Consider the following 18,905-nt stretch of genomic DNA (forward strand, 5'->3'; position numbering starts at 1 on the left):
TTGGTACGATTCTTGCTATTACCTCTGGACAGAAGGACGACAGGAAAAAGGAGGTGAGTTTTTGAAGGAAGAAAGAATGCCGTTTTATGCTGTCAAGGAATTTGTAGCAGACATTTTTAAAAATGCAGGTCTAAACGCCGCTCATTCTGAAATTATAGCCGATTCTTTAATCTGCGCTGAAGCAAGGGGTATAAAGTCGCACGGCCTTGTGAGGGTCTCAACTTATGTAAGCAGAATGGAATGTGGAGCAACTAACAAGAATGCCAATTATAGGATCGAAAAAATAAAAGGCGCTGCTGCCCTCCTTGACGCCGATAACGGTTTCGGGCAGGTCGCAGCCTACTATGGTTCTAAATTAGCAGTGACATTAGCTAAAAGATACGGCACCGGCGTAGTCGGCATAAAAAACTCTAACCATTTTGGAATAGCCTCTTATTATGCCATGCTCATATCTGATAACGACATGATAGGAATCGTCTCAACAAATTCTTCGCCTGCCATTGCACCTTTTGGAAGCTATATTCCACTGCTCGGCACCAATCCCCTTGCAGTATCAATACCATCTAAAACCAAAAAGCCCATCGTGCTGGACATGTCTGCATCTGTAGTCGCTCGAGGTAAAATACGCCTCGCTAAACTCAAGAACGAAAAGATACCGATCGGATGGGCTTTAGATCCCTATGGCAAGGACACAGACGATCCAGACCTGGCGCTGAAGGGAAGCCTTCTGCCCATCGGCGGTCCGAAAGGCTCAGGGCTTTCCCTGGTAATAGACCTGATATGCGGCGTATTAACCGGTTCTTCCTTTACGGGAGAAGTAAAAAATGTCACTGATATGAGCGGTCCTTCCAAGACGGGTCACATAATAATGGCACTGGACATCAGCTGTTTCAATGACGTAAACAAATTCAAAAGAGACATAGACAGGGTTATAAAAAAGATAAAATCATTACCTTCAGTAAATAACTCAGAAATCTTTCTGCCTGGCGAGATAGAAAACAACGCCGAAGAAAAGGCAAAAAGCGAAGGCATAATCCTTGACCCCAAAGTAAGGGAAGAATTGAATAAACTTGCTGATAAATACAATTTAAATAAAATTTTATAAAATGTAAGGAGGATTTAAAAATGTTTGACAAGACAAGAGAATTTATGAAAAAATTAGGTTTGCCCGAAGGAGACCTCTACAACTTACCCACCTCAACCAAAAAGTTCCCCGATGGCGCAGACTACAGGTTGGAGGTCCCCACTGTAAACAGCGCTGCTGCTTTTAAAGCGCTCATGGAAGAAGCCGAAAGGCTTGGCATTACCATCAACCGGGTAGACGAAACTTATGGATGCTTCCGCCACACCCTCGAAGAACTCAAAGAATACATCGCCATAGCCAAGTACTACAGGGTAGAGCTCAACATCTCTGTAGGCCCGAGGGCAACTTACGACACAAGCGCTACAAGGCTCAGCCAGCAGGGCGTGAGAATAGGATACAGGCTGCGCGGCATGGAACAGATAGTAAGGGCTGTTGAAGACGTAAAACGCATCGCTGAAGTTGGCGGCAGAGGAGTGCTCGTATACGACGAAGGATTGCTCTGGGTCCTCAACGAAATGCGGAAGGCCGGAGAATTACCCAAAAATATGCACTTCAAGATGTCAGCCCACGCTGGCCATGGAAACCCGGCAAGCTTCAAGCTCCTCGCCAGCCTCGGCGCAGATTCCATCAACCCTGTGAGAGACATGACGCTGCCCATGATCGCAGCCCTGAGAGCTGCCGTGGATGTACCCATCGATGTCCATACGGACAATCCTCCGGGATCCGGCGGATTTATAAGAGTCTATGAAGCTCCCGAAATGGTCCGCATAGGCGCTCCTATCCACCTCAAGACCGGAAACTCCGTCGTTTCTGGCCACGGAGAGTTAACAACCGCAGAAAATGGCAGGGCTATGGCCAAACAGGCGGCTATTGTAAAAGAAATGGTGGAGAAGTACTATCCGCAGGCCGTCCAGAGCAAAGCTGGCACACCCGATATGGCAATCCCAGAATAAATTATTAAGAATGCTCTAAATTGCCCCTACTATTTATTTAGTAGGGGCGTGAATTTATTTTATTTCACATTCCCTATACTTTCTGATATACTCGAAAGTAAAAACAAATAAAAAGGGGGTAACAAAATGCGGGAAGTTCACGTCGATGAGATTATCGCTGCAGTCGAAAAACTGTGTATCGAAGCCAATATTAAACTTCCTGAAGACGTTAAATCTGCTTTAAACAAAGCAGTAGAAAAAGAAAGCTCTCCTCTGGGCAGGGAAATATTACACGATATTATAAAGAACTACCAAATCGCTGAAGAAAAGGACCTAGCAATATGCCAGGATACGGGATTTGCAGTATTTTTCGTGAGGCTCGGGCAAGATGTAAGGATTATAGGCGGCAATTTCAACGAAGCCATCAACGAGGGAGTCCGCAGGGGCTATAAAAATGGGTATTTGAGAAAATCCATAGTAAATGACCCGCTCATTTACAGGAAAAATACGGGAGACAATACTCCGGCTATAATTCACCTCGAGATAGTTCCGGGCGATAAGATTCAAATAACTTTTGCTCCAAAAGGCGGCGGAAGCGAAAATATGAGCGCCCTTAGAATGCTAAAGCCATCCGATGGAGTAGACGGCCTAAAGAAATTTGTGTTAGAAACAGTAAGACAGGCCGGCCCCAATCCGTGCCCACCTATAATTGTTGGCGTAGGCATCGGTGGGACTATCGAAGTGGCTACATTAATAGCAAAAAAAGCTCTGCTCAGGCCAATCGGCGAACATCATCCCATGCCTGAAATAGCTGAACTGGAAAAGGAATTGCTAGAGGAAGTAAACAAACTGGGAATAGGGCCTCAAGGTTTTGGAGGCAAAACCACTGCCCTTGCTGTCAACATAGAGACCTTTCCGGCCCACATTGCAAGTCTTCCCGTAGCCATAAATATACAGTGCCACGTGGCAAGACATAAAGAAGTTGAAATTTAGTATTCAGGAGGTGAAAGTTAATGATAAAGCACATAACTACCCCCTTAACTCCGGAAATTATAAGCTCCCTTCAGGCGGGAGATAAAGTGTCAATAAGCGGCATAATTTACTCAGCAAGAGACGCTGCCCATAAGCGGCTTTCCGAAATGATAAAAAAAGGCGAAAAACTCCCCATAGAATTAGAAGGACAGATAATATATTACGTTGGCCCATGCCCTGCAAAGCCGGGAACCGTGATAGGCTCTGCTGGCCCCACAACCAGCGGCAGAATGGACGCTTACACACCCCTTCTCCTGGAAAAAGGCCTGAAAGGCATGATAGGCAAAGGCTTCAGGTCCAAAGAAGTGGTCGATGCCATAGTCAAATACGGTGCGGTTTATTTCGGTGCAATAGGCGGTGCAGGGGCGCTTCTTGCGGACTCCATAAAAGATTCTAAGATTGTTGCTTTTGAGGACCTGGGCCCTGAGGCCATATACGAATTCAAAGTTGAAAACTTCCCCGCTATTGTCATTATAGACAAAGAGGGGGATGACCTATATAAAATCGGCGTCGAAAAATACAGGGAAATTTAAATTTAAAGGAGGTCTCACGATGTCGCTGAGAGAAGATGCATTAAAACTTCATTTTGAAAACAAAGGAAAAATTGAAGTAATAAGCAAAGTGCCGGTGAGCAGCAAGGAAGACCTCAGCCTAGCTTACACTCCCGGCGTTGCCGAACCGTGCAAGGAAATTTTTCAAGACCCTGAAAAGATATATGACTATACAGCAAAAGGAAACATGGTCGCCGTAGTAACCGACGGCACCGCAGTCCTGGGTCTGGGGAAAATAGGGGCAAAGGCCGCACTTCCGGTAATGGAAGGAAAAGCTGTTCTCTTTAAATGCTTTGCCGGCGTGGACGCCTTCCCGATTTGCATAGATTCTACAGATATTGACACAATCGTCGAGACCGTAAAACTCATCGAACCAGTTTTCGGAGGAATCAACCTGGAAGACGTTGCGGCTCCTTCCTGCTTTGAAATAGAAAGGCGCTTAAAAGAGTGCCTTTCCATCCCGGTATTTCACGACGACCAGCACGGCACGGCCATAATAACGTTATCAGCCCTTTTAAACGCTTTAAAATTGGTAAAGAAAGACATCAGCGAAATAACAGTAGTCATAAACGGAGCCGGTGCTGCCGGCATCGCCATTGCAAAAATTCTGTTGAAGGCAGGAGTAAAAGACATTCTGCTCTGTGACCGCGAAGGAATTATATATGAAGGTAGAAAAGAGGGCATGAACTGGGCAAAAGAAGAAATGGCAAAATTGACAAACAAAGAAAAACGTTCCGGGAAACTTGCCGATGCATTGGTAGACGCCGACGTATTTATAGGAGTTTCGTCAGCCAACATCGTAAGCAAAGAAATGGTAAAGAGCATGAAAAAAGACCCCATAATTTTCGCAATGGCAAACCCGGTACCGGAAATAAACCCGAAAGATGCCTTTGAAGCTGGAGCGAAAATAGTAGGAACTGGCAGGTCTGACTACCCCAACCAGATAAACAACGTCCTCGCATTCCCCGGCGTTTTCAGAGGCGCCCTTGACGTCATGGCAAGAGACATTAATGACGACATGAAATTGGCGGCCGCTTATGCCCTGGCAGATATTATTCCTTCCAGTGAATTAAAAGAAGATTATATAATTCCCAAGCCTTTCGACCCAAGAGTGGCACCGACAGTTGCAAAAGCGGTCGCAAAAGCCGCTATAGAGTGCAATGTAGCACGAAAGAAAGTCGATCCGGAAGAAATAGAAAAGAGAACAATAGAATTAGTCAAAAAAGCAAATTCTTATTTTGGCAAATAGAAAAATCAAGTTTTAAATCTTTAAAAAAAGCGTCAACCACTTTTAGGTTGGCGCCTTTTTAATGTGCAAAAATACTCTTTTTAGGCAGCATTTTTGATTTTCCCCTGCCAAAAAAGAGCGCTAAACAGTGGCGATTAAAAATAAATTTTTATTTCATCATGCTTGGCAGGAAGGTCGCAAGCTGCGGGAAGATTATTATAATGATGCTGGAAATAATGAGAGTTATCCAGAATGGAGTAACTCCTCGGAATACCTTCCCGACCGGCACTTTTGTAATATTTGCAGTTATCAAACTTATAACCCCTATTGGTGGCGTTAAAAGACCAATATTCAGCATCAATATTGTAAGCACCGCAAACCATATTCCATCGAATCCTAACGACCTTATAATGGGATATATTATCGGCGTCATTATCACGAGTATTGCCATACCATCCATTATAGTCCCCAAGAACAGGTATATCAAAAATATTATTGAAAGTATTACATATCTATTAAGATCTAAACCTGTAATAAATTGGGTCAGATTAAGGGGAAGCCTGCTTAATGTTATAAAACGTCCGAACATAAGCCCCCCTACCAAAACGAAGAACGTCATGGCATTAACCCTAGCCGAATGATTCATAGCTTTCTTAAATGTCTCCCAGTTCATTTTCTTGAGCAAGACCAGTATAACCAGTGCGAGAAATGCACCTACGGCTCCACCTTCCGTAGGGGTAAATACCCCGACATATATGCCGCCAATACTTATCAGGAAAATAGTGGGTATGATCCACGCCTCTTTTATCAAATCCCAAGTAAGGGGAGTCTTTTCCCTTTCAATCGAAATAGGTGCAAGCTTAGGATTTCTTAAGGCCAGAACATACGCAGTTATCATAAGCAATATAGCAGTTAAAATACCCGGTATGATGCCCGCAATCAAACATCCTCCTATCGTTTCTTCGGTCAGCGCCCCGTACATTACCATTGTTGAGCTTGGCGGTATCAAAATTCCGAGCGTCCCTCCAACTGCAGCGCATCCCGCTGCAAAGCCTTCGTCATAATTATACCTCTTCATCTCCTCTACAGATACGCTGGCTATAGTAGTGGTTGTAGCAACTACCGACCCGCAAACTGCTGCAAAAAGGGCACTCGCACCTATCGTTGCCATCGCTAGGCCAGCCCTTACCTTACCTAAAATCGCATCGAAGAGCTTATACAGCGTGCTTCCCATTCCGGCATAAGATAGGAAAAAGCCCATCATTACAAAAAGCGGTATCACGCTGAGGGAATATATCTTGGAATTTGCAAACGCATCGGCACCCAACTTTGCCAGAGCAGCCTGAGGCGAAACCAGTATGCTAGTACCGACTATAGAAACGGCCATCATCGCAATCGCCAAAGGCACTCTCATGGATATCAAAATAAGCATTACTACAACGCCCAATACTCCAACCATTTCCGGACTCATAACTGCTTATCATTCCCTTCTTTTTTAATGAATTCGCATAGATTCGAAATTATCGCCAATGCATAACAAGCAGCTCCCGCGGAGGCAATATATATAACAGGATAATAACGGATTCCAAGCACACCCGTCTTGTAACCGCCTGCCACTACTTTACCTGCATAGAGGTAAAGATAATAAGATAAGAGCACCGCTGTAACTAACGAAATCAACGACCCCAAAATGTACATGAATTTTTGGATGTTCCTCGGCATCAAGTTGTAAATTGTATCAATCACCACATGTTCATGAAAATGCTCCGCATATCCTAAAGTCAAGTATACGATTATTACCAGCGATAGTTCCGTCAATTCCATAGTCCCGGCTAAGGGCCTATTAAAAAAATAGCGTCCTGATATATCAATAACAGTTATCATCATGACAAAAAGCATCACGGCAATGCCTATATAGTTCAAGATGGTATTCAGTTTAAAAATTAATCGCCTTTCCATATCTTGTCCTCCCAACGTATAAAGTCAGCGAACATTGCACCTTTTTAGTGAGATTAGCGCTGCAATCGCCTTCGCAATCGCAGCGCTTTCCCACTAGGATTTTGTAATTTTTTTAAATTTATAATCAACTCTTCTGAGTGGAATTAAATTCCTCTTTTAACTGGTTAACAAGGTCGAGAATTTTCTGTCCAGGAATGCCCTTTTGATTTGCAGCATTTAGCCACTCATTAATCAAATCCTTGGTCTTTTCCATCCATTCTTTCCGCTGCTCGGGAGTTATCTCGGTTATAACCACATTGGATTTTACCGCCATGTTCATTCCTTTCTCATAACCTGCATTGTAAATTTCAGTCGCCTTTTTGTAAATTACTTCTCCTGTCAGGCTTTCAAGAAGCTTCTGGTCTTCGGGCGATAGGCTGTTCCATTTATCCTTGTTCATAAATATTACTTGGGCCGAATGGAATGCCCTCAGTCCTCGTGTTGCATATTTAATTACTTCGTGTAACTTATAGGACTCCACTACAGAAGGACCATTGCAGTCGCCATCTATTATTCCTCGCTGCATGGCATCGTAGACATCAGGCATTGGGATTACGAGAGGAGTTCCGCCTAATTTCTTTATCATGGCTTCTCTCGAGGGACCGCCGACGCGAATCCTCATGCCCTTCAGGTCATCAGGCTTTTTTACCGGCTTTTTAGTCAAAAATTCGCTCGGGTCGGTGACCCAAAGTCCGAGTACCACCACATCACCGTATTCCTGCTGGAACTCAGGAGACCTCTTGTAAAGGTTCCACAAAACGTAAGACGCCTGCAACGTTGAATCAAACATAAACGGCAGCTCCAGCAGATCTGTTATGGGGTATTTACCCGGGGTGTAACCTTGCAGGGTCCATCCAATATCAATTGCACCGCTCACCACGTCATCCCTTATCGTAGCCGCGCTAGTAACCGAACCGCCAGGGTGAATTGTGAGCTTTATCCTGCCACCGCTTTTTTCCTCTAGTTCTTTTGCCAGCGGTATTAATATCTGCTGGCTAACCGGGTGTTGCGCCGAAAATGGATGTCCCATTACCAACTCGACCGTTTTCTTTTCTCCTGTGCTTTGGTTGTTGTTGGAACTAGCTTCCTTTTTTGTGCCGCAGCCGGTAAAGATTGAAGATACTATGAACAAAATTAATAAAAATGCAACTAAGCGCAAATATCTTACTTTCATCATTTCCCCACCTTTCAAAGTTTTCGTTAGAATTTGATTATTTCTATTTTCAGCCATTCCACCCCCTGTATTAACCTGTATTATAATTGCTATTTTTTATAAAATTATATTATATAATTGTTTTACATTCAATCTGCAATTTAATAAATTTTACAAAGATATTTAACGTATTTAGGACAAATCTCGAAATTATTCTACCATTCTCGCAATATAAAAAAAAAAACGGGCTTTTCAGCCCGTATACTTTACAGATGCTTTACTCTTTTCCTATATCTTTCCACCAATTTTAAGTTGTGTTCTTCTGCACCATCGACGTTTCCACTCATGAAAACTGGAGGAACTATTCTCCTTTGTAGCATTATGGAAACTACCTCAGCAACCAACATATTGAGTATTACCGTATTAAGCACGGTCGAAAGTGGAGCAAAGGAGGTGTTAAAGCCCTCTTTTTCTATTTTCAGCGATGCATCTCCGTAATTGCCGCAGTTGTCTATTACTACGTCAGCCACATCTTCCAGAAATTTACCCGAAGAATGCCTGGAAGATGTTCTTCCCTTATACTCCCTTGAAGTCACCGCCACCACTTTTAAGCCCCTTCTTTTTGCTTCATAAGCTGCTTCTACCGGGGCACCGTTTCTGCCAGAATGGGATACTATTATTAAGCATTCGCCTTCTCTCATGTCATACCTGTCAAAAATTAAACTTATTACATCTTCCTTTCTCTCATAATGAGAACTTTTCAGGGCACCCTCATGGAGCATCAATTCTACTGGCAATATGGGATTTACGCAGGCGAGGCCGCCCGCCCTATAAAAGAGTTCCTCTGCGGCTATATGCGAATGGCCGCAGCCGAACACGTGAAAAACGCTGTCTTCTTTTTCTAGTGAACCTGCTATTAATTCCGCTGCCTTTTTTACATTTTCAATCTGAGTCGTCCTGATTTTCTCTATCCTTTTTGCGACCTCATCTAGGTAGCTATATAGCAAATTATCGCCTCCCACATTTACATTCCTCTCAATTCGTTAAACGCGGCTATGAGTTTTTCCTTTAGCTTTTCTTTATTGAAGAAGTCATCGATTGCAACTACGGCCTTTGCAGCATCTCTTACCTTTTCTTCATGAAAGGTCTGAACCACCACTATGTCCGGATTTGCGCTTTTTACACTTCCAATATCCGCATGTTCTACAGCCGCATTGATGCCCAATTCCCTTATAATATCCTCTATCGTCATTTTCAATATCAGGCTGCTGCCCATTCCTACACCACATGCTGCAACTATTTTTATTTTTTCGCCCATGAACAGTACCTCCTACGATAGAATGATGTTAGAAAATAGAACCTATCAATTTACCAGCTCCTATTATCAACCATGTAATTATATACCAGTCGGGATCTGCGAGAACCGCTAGCTCTGGTGCTGTATTGCTGAGCATCGGCCAGGTCAACGCTTGGCCGAAAGCTAAAAACAGGCCGTTTATCGCACCTCCTAATACTGCTCCCTTCCAGCCTCCAACCGCATTTCCAAAAACTGCAGCACCTGCAGCCGGGAAAAACAGCATTATCATAGATGGGACGATTGTAGCAAAACCAGCAATACCGAATATAATCATAAAGATCAAGAACACAACCGTAGAACTGATAAATCCTATCAAAACAGCCGTTGGCGCGTAGGGAAATACTACGGGAACGTCCAAGGCTGGTTTTCCGCCTGGGATGAGCTTTTGGGAAATACCCCTAAAAGCGGGTACAATTTCCGCAAGGAATAATCTCACACCGTAGAGTAAAATCGTTATCCCCGCTGCAAATCTAAAGCCCTGTATCACGGACCACACTACAAAGTTTAGGTCCCCGGCCTGCTTTGCAACCACAGCTTTTTCTGCAAAGAAGCTCGCAACTAACATTATAATAGTAATTATGAACGCGGTTCCAACTGTTATATCCTTCATAAATTCAATTTTCTTCGGTATTTTTATTTTTTCCGTACTCTGTTCAGGTTTTCCGAAAATGTGCCCAAAACGTCCTGCTAAATAGGCCGCAATAGAAGAAGTATGGCCGTATCCTATCTCGTCGCTATTGGTCACTTTTCTCATGTATTTGTGTACGTAAACTGGCTGCAGGGTAAAGTATAGAGCTATCAAAATCGCACCTACAAGTATTAAAGTTCCCTGACCTATGCCTGGAAATGCTTCAAGTAAGCTGGCAGTGATTACAAGAGAAATCCACCACATCAAATGTCCAGTAAGATAGACAAACCTTGTATTAAACAATCTCACTACTATAAGGTGGATTAAAAATCCTAGTGCCATTATAGAAACCGCAGTGCTTCCGAATTTACTCGTGAAGTCCTGCAAAGTGTTGTTAGCAACGGGCGGTGCAATTCTAAATGCTGAAGATACTATCGTTTGAAAAGAATTAAGTCCAGCTATGAATACATCCGTCCCCGCTATCATTATCAATATACCTACCATCGCCTTTATAGTGCCAGAAATTGTTTCTTCAAAGCTTTTCTTTTGCAAGAGAAGTCCGATTAAGGTTACAAGGCCTATTAAAACTGATACCTGGTTAAAAATATTTTTAACTAAAAAATCTATAAATGCCATTAAACTCTACCCCCTATATATTTATTTTTTTAATATCATCCTTAACTCATTAAGCTTATAATTTCTTTAGCCTCCTTAGCCTCCAATATCTTTTTTACTTTTTCTTTATCTCCCAAAAGCTGCACCAGTTCTGATAATGCTTTCAAATGAGACGAATGGTCGACAGCACAAAGGCAGACTACTATCTTTACTGGATCGTTTTCTTTGTTTCCAAAATTAACCGGATTTTTTAAAGTAATAAGACTCATGCCAATTTCTTTTGCCCCTTCTTCTGGCCTTGCATGAGGCATAGCTATGCCCGGAGCAATTACGATGTAAGGCCCAGTCTTTTTTACATTATTAATCATTGCTTCAATATAATTTTGCGTGGCAAACCCTTTTTCTACAAGAAGCTCACCTCCTATCCTAATAGCCTCTTCCCAATCTTTTGCTTCTACGTTTAGCACAATTGTGTCTTCTACCAAGACGTCTTTTAACACAGGCTGAACATCTCCTCTCTCGCAATTGTGAATACTCGGTATTTCAAAGAATTTCATTAATTCTTCTTTTAGTTTTTCTCTTTCCCTTATATCCGCGTATTTTTCAACTGCCTTAATTATTTCTTCAACTTTATTTGCTTCATCGTATTTCCGCTTGACTCTAGTAATATAATTTTCCAGCCGTCGGATATCCCTTTCTTTTAGCAAAGGATTCACAACTACCGCCCTGACATTTACATCTTCTTCTCGCACAGGAATACTTGACACTATCAAATCTACCTTTTTTTCTTTTATAACTTCCTTTGCCTGTCTGTAGGAGACAGCATCGACAATGTCTATATCGAATATAGATTGCAATCTCGACGACAAAAGCTTTGCCGTGCCTATTCCTGTCCCGCAGACTACCAAAATTTTAGGTTTTGCGATATCCTTACTTTTTAGCCTTTCCAAAGCTGCACCGAAATGTAGCACAAAATAACCTACTTCTTCGTCGGGTACGCTTTTCTGGGTGTAGACTTCTAAAGGCTTTAACGATATTTTTACAATCTCGAAAAGCTCTTTATAATTTAACTTAATTTCGTCCAGTATGGGATTTTTTATCCCAAGGTCGTGCCTCAACCTGTAAACTGTGGGTCTCAAGTGCTCTAATAAGCCATCAAATAATTGCTTATCCTTAGACAAATCTATACTCAAATTACTGCTTACGAGTGAAATAATTTGGTGAACCAAAATTTGATATTCCATCCAATTTTCGTCTTGTATATTTTTTGTCTTTGTTGTCGTACTTCCAAGCAAGTGAACGGCTATATATCCAATCTCTTCAATTGGAATCGAAACATTATAATATTCTTCCAGCATTTTTGCTATATTCGAAGCTACCGCAAATTCCTTTGTTATTTTTAATGACTCCAGCTCCTCCTGCGGCATGACTATGTCCTTGCCCAATTTTATCCTCTTTATAGCCATTGCGATATGAACCACAAACCCCGAAAAAGCAGCATCAGAAAAAACTATGTTCAGTTCCCTTTCCGCAACTTTCAAGCATTCTTCTATATACTTTATGTCTATATCTTTAAAAAGCTTTGCCCCATATCCATCGAACAGCTCTTCTCTTGAAAAGTACAAGCTCTCTTTGAACACTTCTAAAAACCTGTATATATCGACGGTTTCCGTTAAAAGTTCGATTGCTGCTCGCCTCAGTTGTTTTTCCTCTCCTATTATCTTCAACCCACGCCTCGGCAGTGCTACTAGTTCCAGGCCGTGACTGCTCAGCCAATTCCTTACTTTTTTCAGGTCCTTTAAAACAGTACTCCTTGAAACCTTGAGCATGTCCGCAAGCTGATTTATATTGATATAATCTTTCTGCTGTATGAGCTCACTTATTATAAAATTAATTCTCTCCTTTTGGGACAGGACGTAATCTGCAAAATTGGATTGATTTAAGAGAGAAAAAAGTCTCTTTTCATCCTCCAACGCTGGGCTAAATTTCACTCCTACATTCGGCTTTCGCAATAATTGTGGCAAATTGTTATCCTTTAAAAAATTATCGATCGCATCTAAATCATACCTTACAGTCCTTTTGCTGACCTGAAACATTCCGGCAAGTTCCGCTATTTTAAGCGGCCTTTTTGAGTTTATAAGTTTTTTGAGAATCTTAATAGATCTTTCATTGAGAGGAATAGCAAATCACCTCTTCAATTTTTATTTTATTTCAACAATATTCATCTTAAAAGCTCAACCTTTTGCAATACATTTGTGGCAATGTATGCACTAAATATAAAAAGGGAGCATATAAGCTCCCATTCCATATTCCTCAAACTCGCGATTCATTCGCCCGGCAAACTCCTTCGCCTTTTCAAAATCCCTGCCGCAATCGTATACTTCCCAAAGCTTTCTCACCGAAATCAGGGCGACCTTTCTAGATTCCCAACTAAGTTCACAGTTATTAAGACATCTTTTTTATGGTATAATATATGTCGAGAGGTGATGATAAATGAAAACCACATTGTATGTCAACAGAAAACTGCTGGAAGAAGCTATGCGGTTGTTGGGGACCAACAAGATGACCGAAGCTGTAAATAAAGCTCTTGAGGATTTCGTTCGCCGGTGTAAATTAGAGAGGCTAGCAAACCGCATTGGCAATACCGAACTTACTTTAGACAAATCTGATTTGGAGGAAATGCGCAAGGATGAGAGATAAATATCTCGTCGATACTTCTATATGGATAGAAAGCTTGAAAAGAAACGGTGACGTAAAAATACAACAATGGATGAAAAGGGCATTGTTGGAGGAAAGGGTTGTCATCGCTCCGATTATCAAAGTCGAGATTTTATCCGGTGCTGTAAATGAAAAACAGTTTATCGAACTTAAAGAGGAGCTTGATTCGCTAACCGTTTTGGGCAAGGAACCCGAGGTATGGGAAAAAACCGCCAATCTGAACTTTACCCTCCGGCGAAAGGGGTTTAATATACCCCTGACCGATGTTTTAATTAGCACATGGGCTTTAATATACGATTGTGTTTTGGTACATCAGGACAGGCATTATGAGATGATAAGAGAAGTCGAAGGTAATTTGAAAACACTAAATTTCCTCGATTAGAAACCTTCGCACATCAGCCCCCTACGGTGATCTTTCAGCCAATTCACAGCAAAAGCGGCAAGTAATGTGGTTCCAATCGAAAGTACGCTTTCATCAATATCGAACTTAATTTATAATTACAAATTCTCCGGGGAACCTAAAAAAAGGGAGCTCAAAATAAGCTCCCTCGTTATTTCCAATTGATGGACTTGAATTTTCTTACCTGTTCCGTAATCGCCCTTTCGGCCGGCAGCCTTTCCATAGAAGATGCTCCGAAAAATCCCACAACGTTTTTGGTTTTGGAAAGCACGTACTGTGCATCTTCGGGTTCAGCTATCGGGCCTCCGTGACATAAAACTATGACGTCAGGATTGATGGCTTTCGCAGCATCGCAAATTTCCTGTATTCTTTCAACGGATTCATCAAGGGTAATGGCCGTCTTTGCCCCTATGGTGCCGCTTGTAGTAAGTCCCATGTGGGCAACAATGACATCCGCACCAGCTTTTGTCATCTTTTCCGCATCTTCCGGAGTAAATACGTATGGGCAGGTTAACAGGTCCATTTCGTGGGCCATAGCTATCATCTCAACTTCCAGATCGTATCCCATACCTGTTTCTTCAAGGTTTTGCCTGAATTTCCCATCAAAAAGACCTACTGTGGGGAAGTTTTGAACTCCCGTAAAACCAGCTTCCTTTATCTCTCTTAAGAAAATCTTCATAACTCTAAAAGGATCCGTACCGCAGACTCCTGCAAGCACGGGAGTATTTTTTACTATCGGTAGCACTTCCCTACCCATTTCCATGACTATAGCGTTTGCATCTCCATATGGCAATAGTCCTGCCAAAGAACCCCTGCCTGCCATTCTATACCTTCCAGAGTTATATATTATAATTAAATCCACTCCTCCCGCTTCGGCACACTTTGCAGATATCCCCGTCCCAGCACCTGCACCAATTATAGGCTTTCCTTCGGCTACCTGCTTTCTTAATCTTTCTAATGCTTCTTTTCTTGTAATCATTATTTATTTCCCTCCCATTTTTTTATTAATTCTAATAATTTATTTGCAACAAACTCCGCATATTCGGGGTCGTTAATATGTAAATCAAGCTCTATTAATTCCACAGGCGGTTTTACATTCTCTTTCAATGCTTCAAAAAGAGCCTTATCAGCATCGGGATCGTAAAAGGGCTTACCTGCTGCATCAATCGCAGAAACTCCCTTTTTGGGAATGATAACTGCTGTTGGGCCTTTCGCTTGGCTTACCTTTTTACCAATAATTTCTCCCAACTTTTTTGATTCTTCAGGAGTTGTTCGTATCAGGGTTACCGTGGGATTGTGTTTATAAAGCTTTCTGTTTTTATAGCTCTCGGGAACCGTATCTATCGGACCGAAATTACACATGTCAAGAGCTCCCGGGCATACAACTTGAGGTATTCCCTTTTTTGCTGCAGCTTCCAATCTGTGAGGTCCCGCCGAGAGTACGCCGCCGCAAAGCTCGTCTACCCACTCGGTGGTAGTAATATCCGCAACCGCTGTAATTATTCCATCCTCAATTAAACTTTCCATTGCTTGTCCGCCCGTCCCGGTTGCATGGAATACTAAAACCTCGTAGCCGTTTTGTTCAAGGATTTCCCTCACCCTTGTAACGCAGGGCGTAGTTACACCAAACATAGTAGCACCTATCACCGGTTTTTCGTTTTCGGTTTGCAACTTCGCATTCACCATTCCGCAAATCGCTCCAGCTGCATTTGCAATAATTTGTTTTGAAAGCCTGTTTAAACCCGAAACATCAACAATCGAATACATCATCGTAATGTCTTTAGTTCCTACGTAGGGTCTTGTATCGCCGGAAGCAAGGGTGGAAACCATTACCTTTGGAAAACCCGCGGGGAGCTTTTTCATAGCAGCCGTAGCTATGGATGTACCTGCAGAACCTCCTAAGGATACAATACCGTCTATTTTCCCCTCGTCATACAGTCTCTTCACTATGATAGAGGCTCCCGTTGCCATTGCCGTCACGGATTCTCCTCTATCCCTTTTTTCAAGAAGGGAATTTAGATCCACTCCTGCTGCCACTGCAACTTCATCGCGTTTAATGTCAGGCTCGAAATAAGGGGGATCCAAAATTCCGGCATCGATGACAATCGTCTTGCACCCGAATTCTTCTACCTTTTCTTTCAGGTACTTGAATTCCGCACCCTTTGTATCAAGGGTTCCAAGTATTGCCACGACTTTACTCAAAAAAATCACCTCCCGAAAATAGTCTGCTTTCAGGAGGTTGCAAGGTTTGTGCCAGTAAATTTATTCGATTTTTACGTGCTATTGATTAATTATTGTGAATGTAATTTCACAATATACTGTGCAACTTGTAAACCTTAAAGTTACAGGTCAAACGAGGCATTATCGTAACCCATTTTTTTTAATCTGTTATATAGCGTGCGCCTGCTAATTCCAAGCATTTGTGCTGCCCTTGTCTTATTGAAATTGCACTGTCTTAAGACCTCGATTAATTTCCTACTTTCATCCCCATTACAGTGCTTTGAAACTTTATTTTCGTCAAAATTTTCACGGTCATTTCGCCACATTAGTTTTTCCCTTAAAAGATTTGCTGCCCTATCGCCAAACGTAAGCATTTTTTCATTAGAAAAGACAAGCAATGCATGGATGAAATTTTCTAATTCCCTTACATTTCCGGGCCAACTATACTTTTTAAGATTTTTAATAAGCTTTGGATCTATTTTGGGAACCGGTATGCCGTTTTTTTGGCAGTAGCGCTTTACTATCTCTTCAACAATTTCCGGTAAGTCTTCTAAATGCATCCTCAAAGGAGGCATATTTATATTTATAACATTTAATCTCCAGAATAAATCTTCGCGAAACTTGCCTTCCCTTACCATTTCAGATAAATCTTTGTTTGTACAAGCTATTATTCTCACGTTAACCTTTATCAGCTTTTCTCCTCCTACCCTGTAAAACTCTTGATTTTCTATCGCCCTTAAAAGTTTAGCCTGAAGGCTTAAAGGGATTTCGCCTATTTCATCCAAAACAAGAGTTCCTCTGTTTGCAAGTTCAAATTTGCCCGTTTGTTTTTTAATCGCACCCGTAAAGGCACCGGCTTCGTGACCGAAAAGCTCGCTTTCAAGTAAGTTTTCGGGAAGGCTCGCGCAATTTATTTTTATAAGAGGTTTATCCCTTCTAAAGCTTAACTCATGTATAGCTTCCGCCACCAACTCTTTACCAGTGCCGCTTTCTCCGGTTACAAGCACCGTAATGTCACTCGGCGCCACCTTCTTTATAATCTCGTAGATATTTTGCATTGCCTGTGAGCTGCCCACAAGGTTTCCCAATCTCGTAATTTCCTTTTGACTAATTCCCTTTAAAAGATGGGTTAAGCTAGAAATGGTTTCCCTCACGTAATTGCTGTCTATTGCCGAACCACCGATATAACCATGAACCTTTGTCCCCCTTGCCTTTATTCCTTTTAAAAAATCCCTTATACTTTCGGGGTAACCCAAAGGTCCACCGTAAACCATTAAGATTTTGTCGCTTTCTCTTGCCGCTATTTTTTTATAAACTCTGCAGTATAGATTTACGGCATCTTCTAAGGGCATGAAGGTTTTTATGTTTCCTTCTCCGCCGCTTGTAAATCCGAAATGCACGCATATAACATCGGCTCCAGCTTCCAGCATTTCTTCCGCTTCAATTTCCGTTTGCACAAAAGCCACGGTAAATATACCCATTTGTGCAGCAAGCTTTATCAAATTTACCTCGTTTTCAAACCCCAGTCCCTGCTCTTCTGCTACTAATCTGAAATTTCCATCAATTATAGAAAGCGTTGGATAATTTACGACCCCGCTGAAGCCGTAATTTTTTATTTTTTCTAAAAGTTCTTCATGCGAATATTTGGGATCTGTGGCGCAAAGTCCTGCAATAACGGGAACGTTTTTTACCTTGGGTATAATTTCGCTCACGCCAAAACTAATTACCATATCATTGGCATTGGCGTAAGGAAGGTATCCAGCAAGGGAGGGAACTCCTGCCATACGGAATCTTCCGGAATTAAACAAGAACAAAAGATCGGCCCCGCCTTCTTCAGCGTACTTAGCGGCAAACCCACTTCCAACTCCCGCTCCAATAATTAGCCTGCCTTGTTCGACAACCTTCCATAACTTTTTATTTATAATATTTCTATCCCTTAAATCCGCCAATCCAAGGACACCTCTTAAAAGAAGTTTTTTATAAAAACTTCTATATTTAAACGAAAATTCCTTCCTTCCCTGATTAATGAATTTACGAAAAAGATAAAAAGATAAAAAATAGACATAATACCAAAAAAACTATAAATATTTTACACAAACGCCAATAAACTAAAGGCCATGACGGCCATACCGGTTACGAAGCCGTAAACCGAAAGGTGGTGCTCACCGTATTCGCGGGCCGAGGGGAGAAGCTCATCAATGGAAATAAAAACCATTATCCCCGCGATGCATGCAAATATCACTCCTATAACAAGGTCGTTCACGAAGGGAAACAGTATCAGATAAAATATCGCGGCGCCAAGGGGTTCCGAAAGGCCCGAAAGGAAGGAATAGAGGAAGGCCTTTTTCTTGTCCCCGGTGGCGTAGAAAATCGGCACCGATACCGCTATGCCCTCAGGTATATTGTGAATGGCTATAGCAACGACGACAGGTATGGCGATGGATACTTCCTGCAAGGCAGATGCGAAAGCCGCAAATCCTTCCGGAAAGTTGTGCACTGCCACCGCGACTGCTGTCAAAAATCCGGTCCTCAGAAGTTTTCCTTCTACTTCCCCGCTTTCTCTTATTTTCTCCACCCGCTGCATTTCGTGGGGGTTTCCCTCACTGGGAACAAGTTTATCGATGAGTGCTATGAGAAAAACTCCGGCAAAAAAGGAAATGATACTGAGAAAAGAGCCCAATTTTGCCCCCAAAGCATTACTTAAAATTTCCATTGATTTTGACAGTAATTCAACAAAAGAAACGTATACCATAACGCCCGCCGAAAGACCTAGGCTAACCGACAGAAATTTCGTGTTGGTCTTTTTGGCATAGAATGCTATGGCACTTCCTATTCCAGTGCTCAACCCCGCAAAAAGAGTCAATAAAAAAGCCCTTATAACGTTGTTCATTATCTTCACCCTTTTTGATTGATATACCTTCGATCAAATTCAGGTAGATGACTAGATGTTATATTATATGACGGCACCACCATTTTGGTTTCTTGTAAG

General features: G+C 42.1%; 18 protein-coding genes. 7 read left to right on the forward strand and 11 right to left on the reverse strand.

Annotation, left to right across the window (positions count from 1 at the left end; translation table 11 throughout):
- The first annotated feature begins 61 nt into the window (after nucleotides 1-61).
- The 5 genes from BUB66_RS04420 to BUB66_RS04440 all read left to right on the forward strand — a co-directional run bounded on the left by BUB66_RS04420 (nucleotide 62) and on the right by BUB66_RS04440 (nucleotide 4,848).
- On the forward strand, nucleotides 62-1,105 hold the full coding sequence (locus BUB66_RS04420; RefSeq protein ID WP_084098775.1) for an Ldh family oxidoreductase: 1,044 nt from the start codon (nucleotides 62-64) through the stop codon (nucleotides 1,103-1,105).
- A gap of 20 nt (nucleotides 1,106-1,125) precedes the next feature.
- The gene (locus tag BUB66_RS04425; protein ID WP_073255265.1) at nucleotides 1,126-2,037 is read left to right on the forward strand and encodes a U32 family peptidase; all 912 of its coding nucleotides are present in this window, start codon (nucleotides 1,126-1,128) and stop codon (nucleotides 2,035-2,037) included.
- Nucleotides 2,038-2,163: 126 nt separating this feature from the next.
- Nucleotides 2,164-3,009: a fumarate hydratase gene (locus BUB66_RS04430; protein WP_073255268.1), complete on the forward strand. Its 846-nt coding sequence runs from the start codon at nucleotides 2,164-2,166 to the stop codon at nucleotides 3,007-3,009.
- 20 nt (nucleotides 3,010-3,029) lie between these two features.
- Nucleotides 3,030-3,581, forward strand: a complete 552-nt coding sequence (locus BUB66_RS04435; RefSeq protein ID WP_188092872.1) for a Fe-S-containing hydro-lyase — start codon at nucleotides 3,030-3,032, stop codon at nucleotides 3,579-3,581.
- 19 nt (nucleotides 3,582-3,600) lie between these two features.
- Complete coding sequence (locus BUB66_RS04440; protein WP_073255271.1) at nucleotides 3,601-4,848, forward strand: NAD(P)-dependent malic enzyme; 1,248 nt, start codon at nucleotides 3,601-3,603, stop codon at nucleotides 4,846-4,848.
- A 148-nt stretch (nucleotides 4,849-4,996) separates the two neighbouring features.
- Here BUB66_RS04440 and BUB66_RS04445 read toward each other — a convergent pair whose 3' ends face one another.
- From BUB66_RS04445 to BUB66_RS04475, 7 genes are all read right to left on the reverse strand, one after another.
- The gene (locus BUB66_RS04445) at nucleotides 4,997-6,286 is read right to left on the reverse strand and encodes a TRAP transporter large permease (RefSeq protein ID WP_198409354.1); all 1,290 of its coding nucleotides are present in this window, start codon (nucleotides 6,284-6,286) and stop codon (nucleotides 4,997-4,999) included.
- 8 nt (nucleotides 6,287-6,294) lie between these two features.
- The gene (locus BUB66_RS04450; RefSeq protein WP_073255278.1) at nucleotides 6,295-6,786 is read right to left on the reverse strand and encodes a TRAP transporter small permease; all 492 of its coding nucleotides are present in this window, start codon (nucleotides 6,784-6,786) and stop codon (nucleotides 6,295-6,297) included.
- 124 nt (nucleotides 6,787-6,910) lie between these two features.
- Nucleotides 6,911-7,999, reverse strand: a complete 1,089-nt coding sequence (locus BUB66_RS04455; protein ID WP_159431501.1) for a TRAP transporter substrate-binding protein — start codon at nucleotides 7,997-7,999, stop codon at nucleotides 6,911-6,913.
- 245 nt (nucleotides 8,000-8,244) lie between these two features.
- Nucleotides 8,245-8,985, reverse strand: coding sequence for an SIS domain-containing protein (locus BUB66_RS04460; protein ID WP_073255485.1), 741 nt, complete (start codon nucleotides 8,983-8,985; stop codon nucleotides 8,245-8,247).
- Nucleotides 8,986-9,002: 17 nt separating this feature from the next.
- Nucleotides 9,003-9,296, reverse strand: a complete 294-nt coding sequence (locus tag BUB66_RS04465; protein ID WP_073255285.1) for a PTS sugar transporter subunit IIB — start codon at nucleotides 9,294-9,296, stop codon at nucleotides 9,003-9,005.
- A 28-nt stretch (nucleotides 9,297-9,324) separates the two neighbouring features.
- Nucleotides 9,325-10,599, reverse strand: coding sequence for a PTS ascorbate transporter subunit IIC (locus tag BUB66_RS04470; protein ID WP_073255288.1), 1,275 nt, complete (start codon nucleotides 10,597-10,599; stop codon nucleotides 9,325-9,327).
- A gap of 41 nt (nucleotides 10,600-10,640) precedes the next feature.
- Nucleotides 10,641-12,758 (reverse strand): PRD domain-containing protein, encoded by a 2,118-nt coding sequence (locus tag BUB66_RS04475; protein WP_073255291.1) that lies wholly within the window; start codon nucleotides 12,756-12,758, stop codon nucleotides 10,641-10,643.
- A gap of 313 nt (nucleotides 12,759-13,071) precedes the next feature.
- Between BUB66_RS04475 and BUB66_RS04480 the strand changes: the two genes are divergently transcribed.
- Both BUB66_RS04480 and vapC read left to right on the forward strand, forming a co-directional pair.
- On the forward strand, nucleotides 13,072-13,278 hold the full coding sequence (locus BUB66_RS04480) for a type II toxin-antitoxin system VapB family antitoxin (protein WP_073255294.1): 207 nt from the start codon (nucleotides 13,072-13,074) through the stop codon (nucleotides 13,276-13,278).
- Nucleotides 13,268-13,678 carry a type II toxin-antitoxin system VapC family toxin gene (gene vapC / locus BUB66_RS04485; RefSeq protein WP_073255297.1) on the forward strand — a complete coding sequence of 137 codons (411 nt, stop codon included), beginning with the start codon at nucleotides 13,268-13,270 and terminating at the stop codon, nucleotides 13,676-13,678. The genes BUB66_RS04480 and vapC overlap by 11 nt, the downstream gene beginning before the upstream one ends.
- 169 nt (nucleotides 13,679-13,847) lie before the next feature.
- Here vapC and BUB66_RS04490 read toward each other — a convergent pair whose 3' ends face one another.
- The 4 genes from BUB66_RS04490 to zupT all read right to left on the reverse strand — a co-directional run bounded on the left by BUB66_RS04490 (nucleotide 13,848) and on the right by zupT (nucleotide 18,806).
- The gene (locus BUB66_RS04490) at nucleotides 13,848-14,675 is read right to left on the reverse strand and encodes a phosphoenolpyruvate hydrolase family protein (protein WP_073255300.1); all 828 of its coding nucleotides are present in this window, start codon (nucleotides 14,673-14,675) and stop codon (nucleotides 13,848-13,850) included.
- Nucleotides 14,675-15,898, reverse strand: coding sequence for a Tm-1-like ATP-binding domain-containing protein (locus BUB66_RS04495; protein WP_073255303.1), 1,224 nt, complete (start codon nucleotides 15,896-15,898; stop codon nucleotides 14,675-14,677). The genes BUB66_RS04490 and BUB66_RS04495 overlap by 1 nt, the downstream gene beginning before the upstream one ends.
- Before the next feature lie 140 nt (nucleotides 15,899-16,038).
- The gene (locus BUB66_RS04500) at nucleotides 16,039-17,865 is read right to left on the reverse strand and encodes a phosphoenolpyruvate hydrolase family protein (protein WP_073255306.1); all 1,827 of its coding nucleotides are present in this window, start codon (nucleotides 17,863-17,865) and stop codon (nucleotides 16,039-16,041) included.
- A 140-nt stretch (nucleotides 17,866-18,005) separates the two neighbouring features.
- Nucleotides 18,006-18,806 (reverse strand): zinc transporter ZupT, encoded by an 801-nt coding sequence (gene zupT, locus BUB66_RS04505; RefSeq protein WP_073255309.1) that lies wholly within the window; start codon nucleotides 18,804-18,806, stop codon nucleotides 18,006-18,008.
- Nucleotides 18,807-18,905 lie beyond the last annotated feature (99 nt).

This window comes from Caldanaerovirga acetigignens, assembly GCF_900142995.1.
In the GTDB taxonomy this organism is placed as follows: domain Bacteria; phylum Bacillota; class Thermosediminibacteria; order Thermosediminibacterales; family Thermosediminibacteraceae; genus Fervidicola; species Fervidicola acetigignens.

Coding starts and splice junctions, on each gene's coding strand:
- BUB66_RS04480 (WP_073255294.1), top strand. CDS start 13,072: ATGAAAACCACATTGTATGTCAACAGAAAACTGCTGGAAGAAGCTATG.
- BUB66_RS04440 (WP_073255271.1), top strand. CDS start 3,601: ATGTCGCTGAGAGAAGATGCATTAAAACTTCATTTTGAAAACAAAGGA.
- BUB66_RS04435 (WP_188092872.1), top strand. CDS start 3,030: ATGATAAAGCACATAACTACCCCCTTAACTCCGGAAATTATAAGCTCC.
- BUB66_RS04470 (WP_073255288.1), bottom strand. CDS start 10,599: ATGGCATTTATAGATTTTTTAGTTAAAAATATTTTTAACCAGGTATCA.
- BUB66_RS04455 (WP_159431501.1), bottom strand. CDS start 7,999: ATGAAAGTAAGATATTTGCGCTTAGTTGCATTTTTATTAATTTTGTTC.
- BUB66_RS04445 (WP_198409354.1), bottom strand. CDS start 6,286: ATGGTTGGAGTATTGGGCGTTGTAGTAATGCTTATTTTGATATCCATG.
- zupT (WP_073255309.1), bottom strand. CDS start 18,806: ATGAACAACGTTATAAGGGCTTTTTTATTGACTCTTTTTGCGGGGTTG.
- BUB66_RS04425 (WP_073255265.1), top strand. CDS start 1,126: ATGTTTGACAAGACAAGAGAATTTATGAAAAAATTAGGTTTGCCCGAA.
- BUB66_RS04490 (WP_073255300.1), bottom strand. CDS start 14,675: ATGATTACAAGAAAAGAAGCATTAGAAAGATTAAGAAAGCAGGTAGCC.
- BUB66_RS04465 (WP_073255285.1), bottom strand. CDS start 9,296: ATGGGCGAAAAAATAAAAATAGTTGCAGCATGTGGTGTAGGAATGGGC.
- vapC (WP_073255297.1), top strand. CDS start 13,268: ATGAGAGATAAATATCTCGTCGATACTTCTATATGGATAGAAAGCTTG.
- BUB66_RS04430 (WP_073255268.1), top strand. CDS start 2,164: ATGCGGGAAGTTCACGTCGATGAGATTATCGCTGCAGTCGAAAAACTG.
- BUB66_RS04450 (WP_073255278.1), bottom strand. CDS start 6,786: ATGGAAAGGCGATTAATTTTTAAACTGAATACCATCTTGAACTATATA.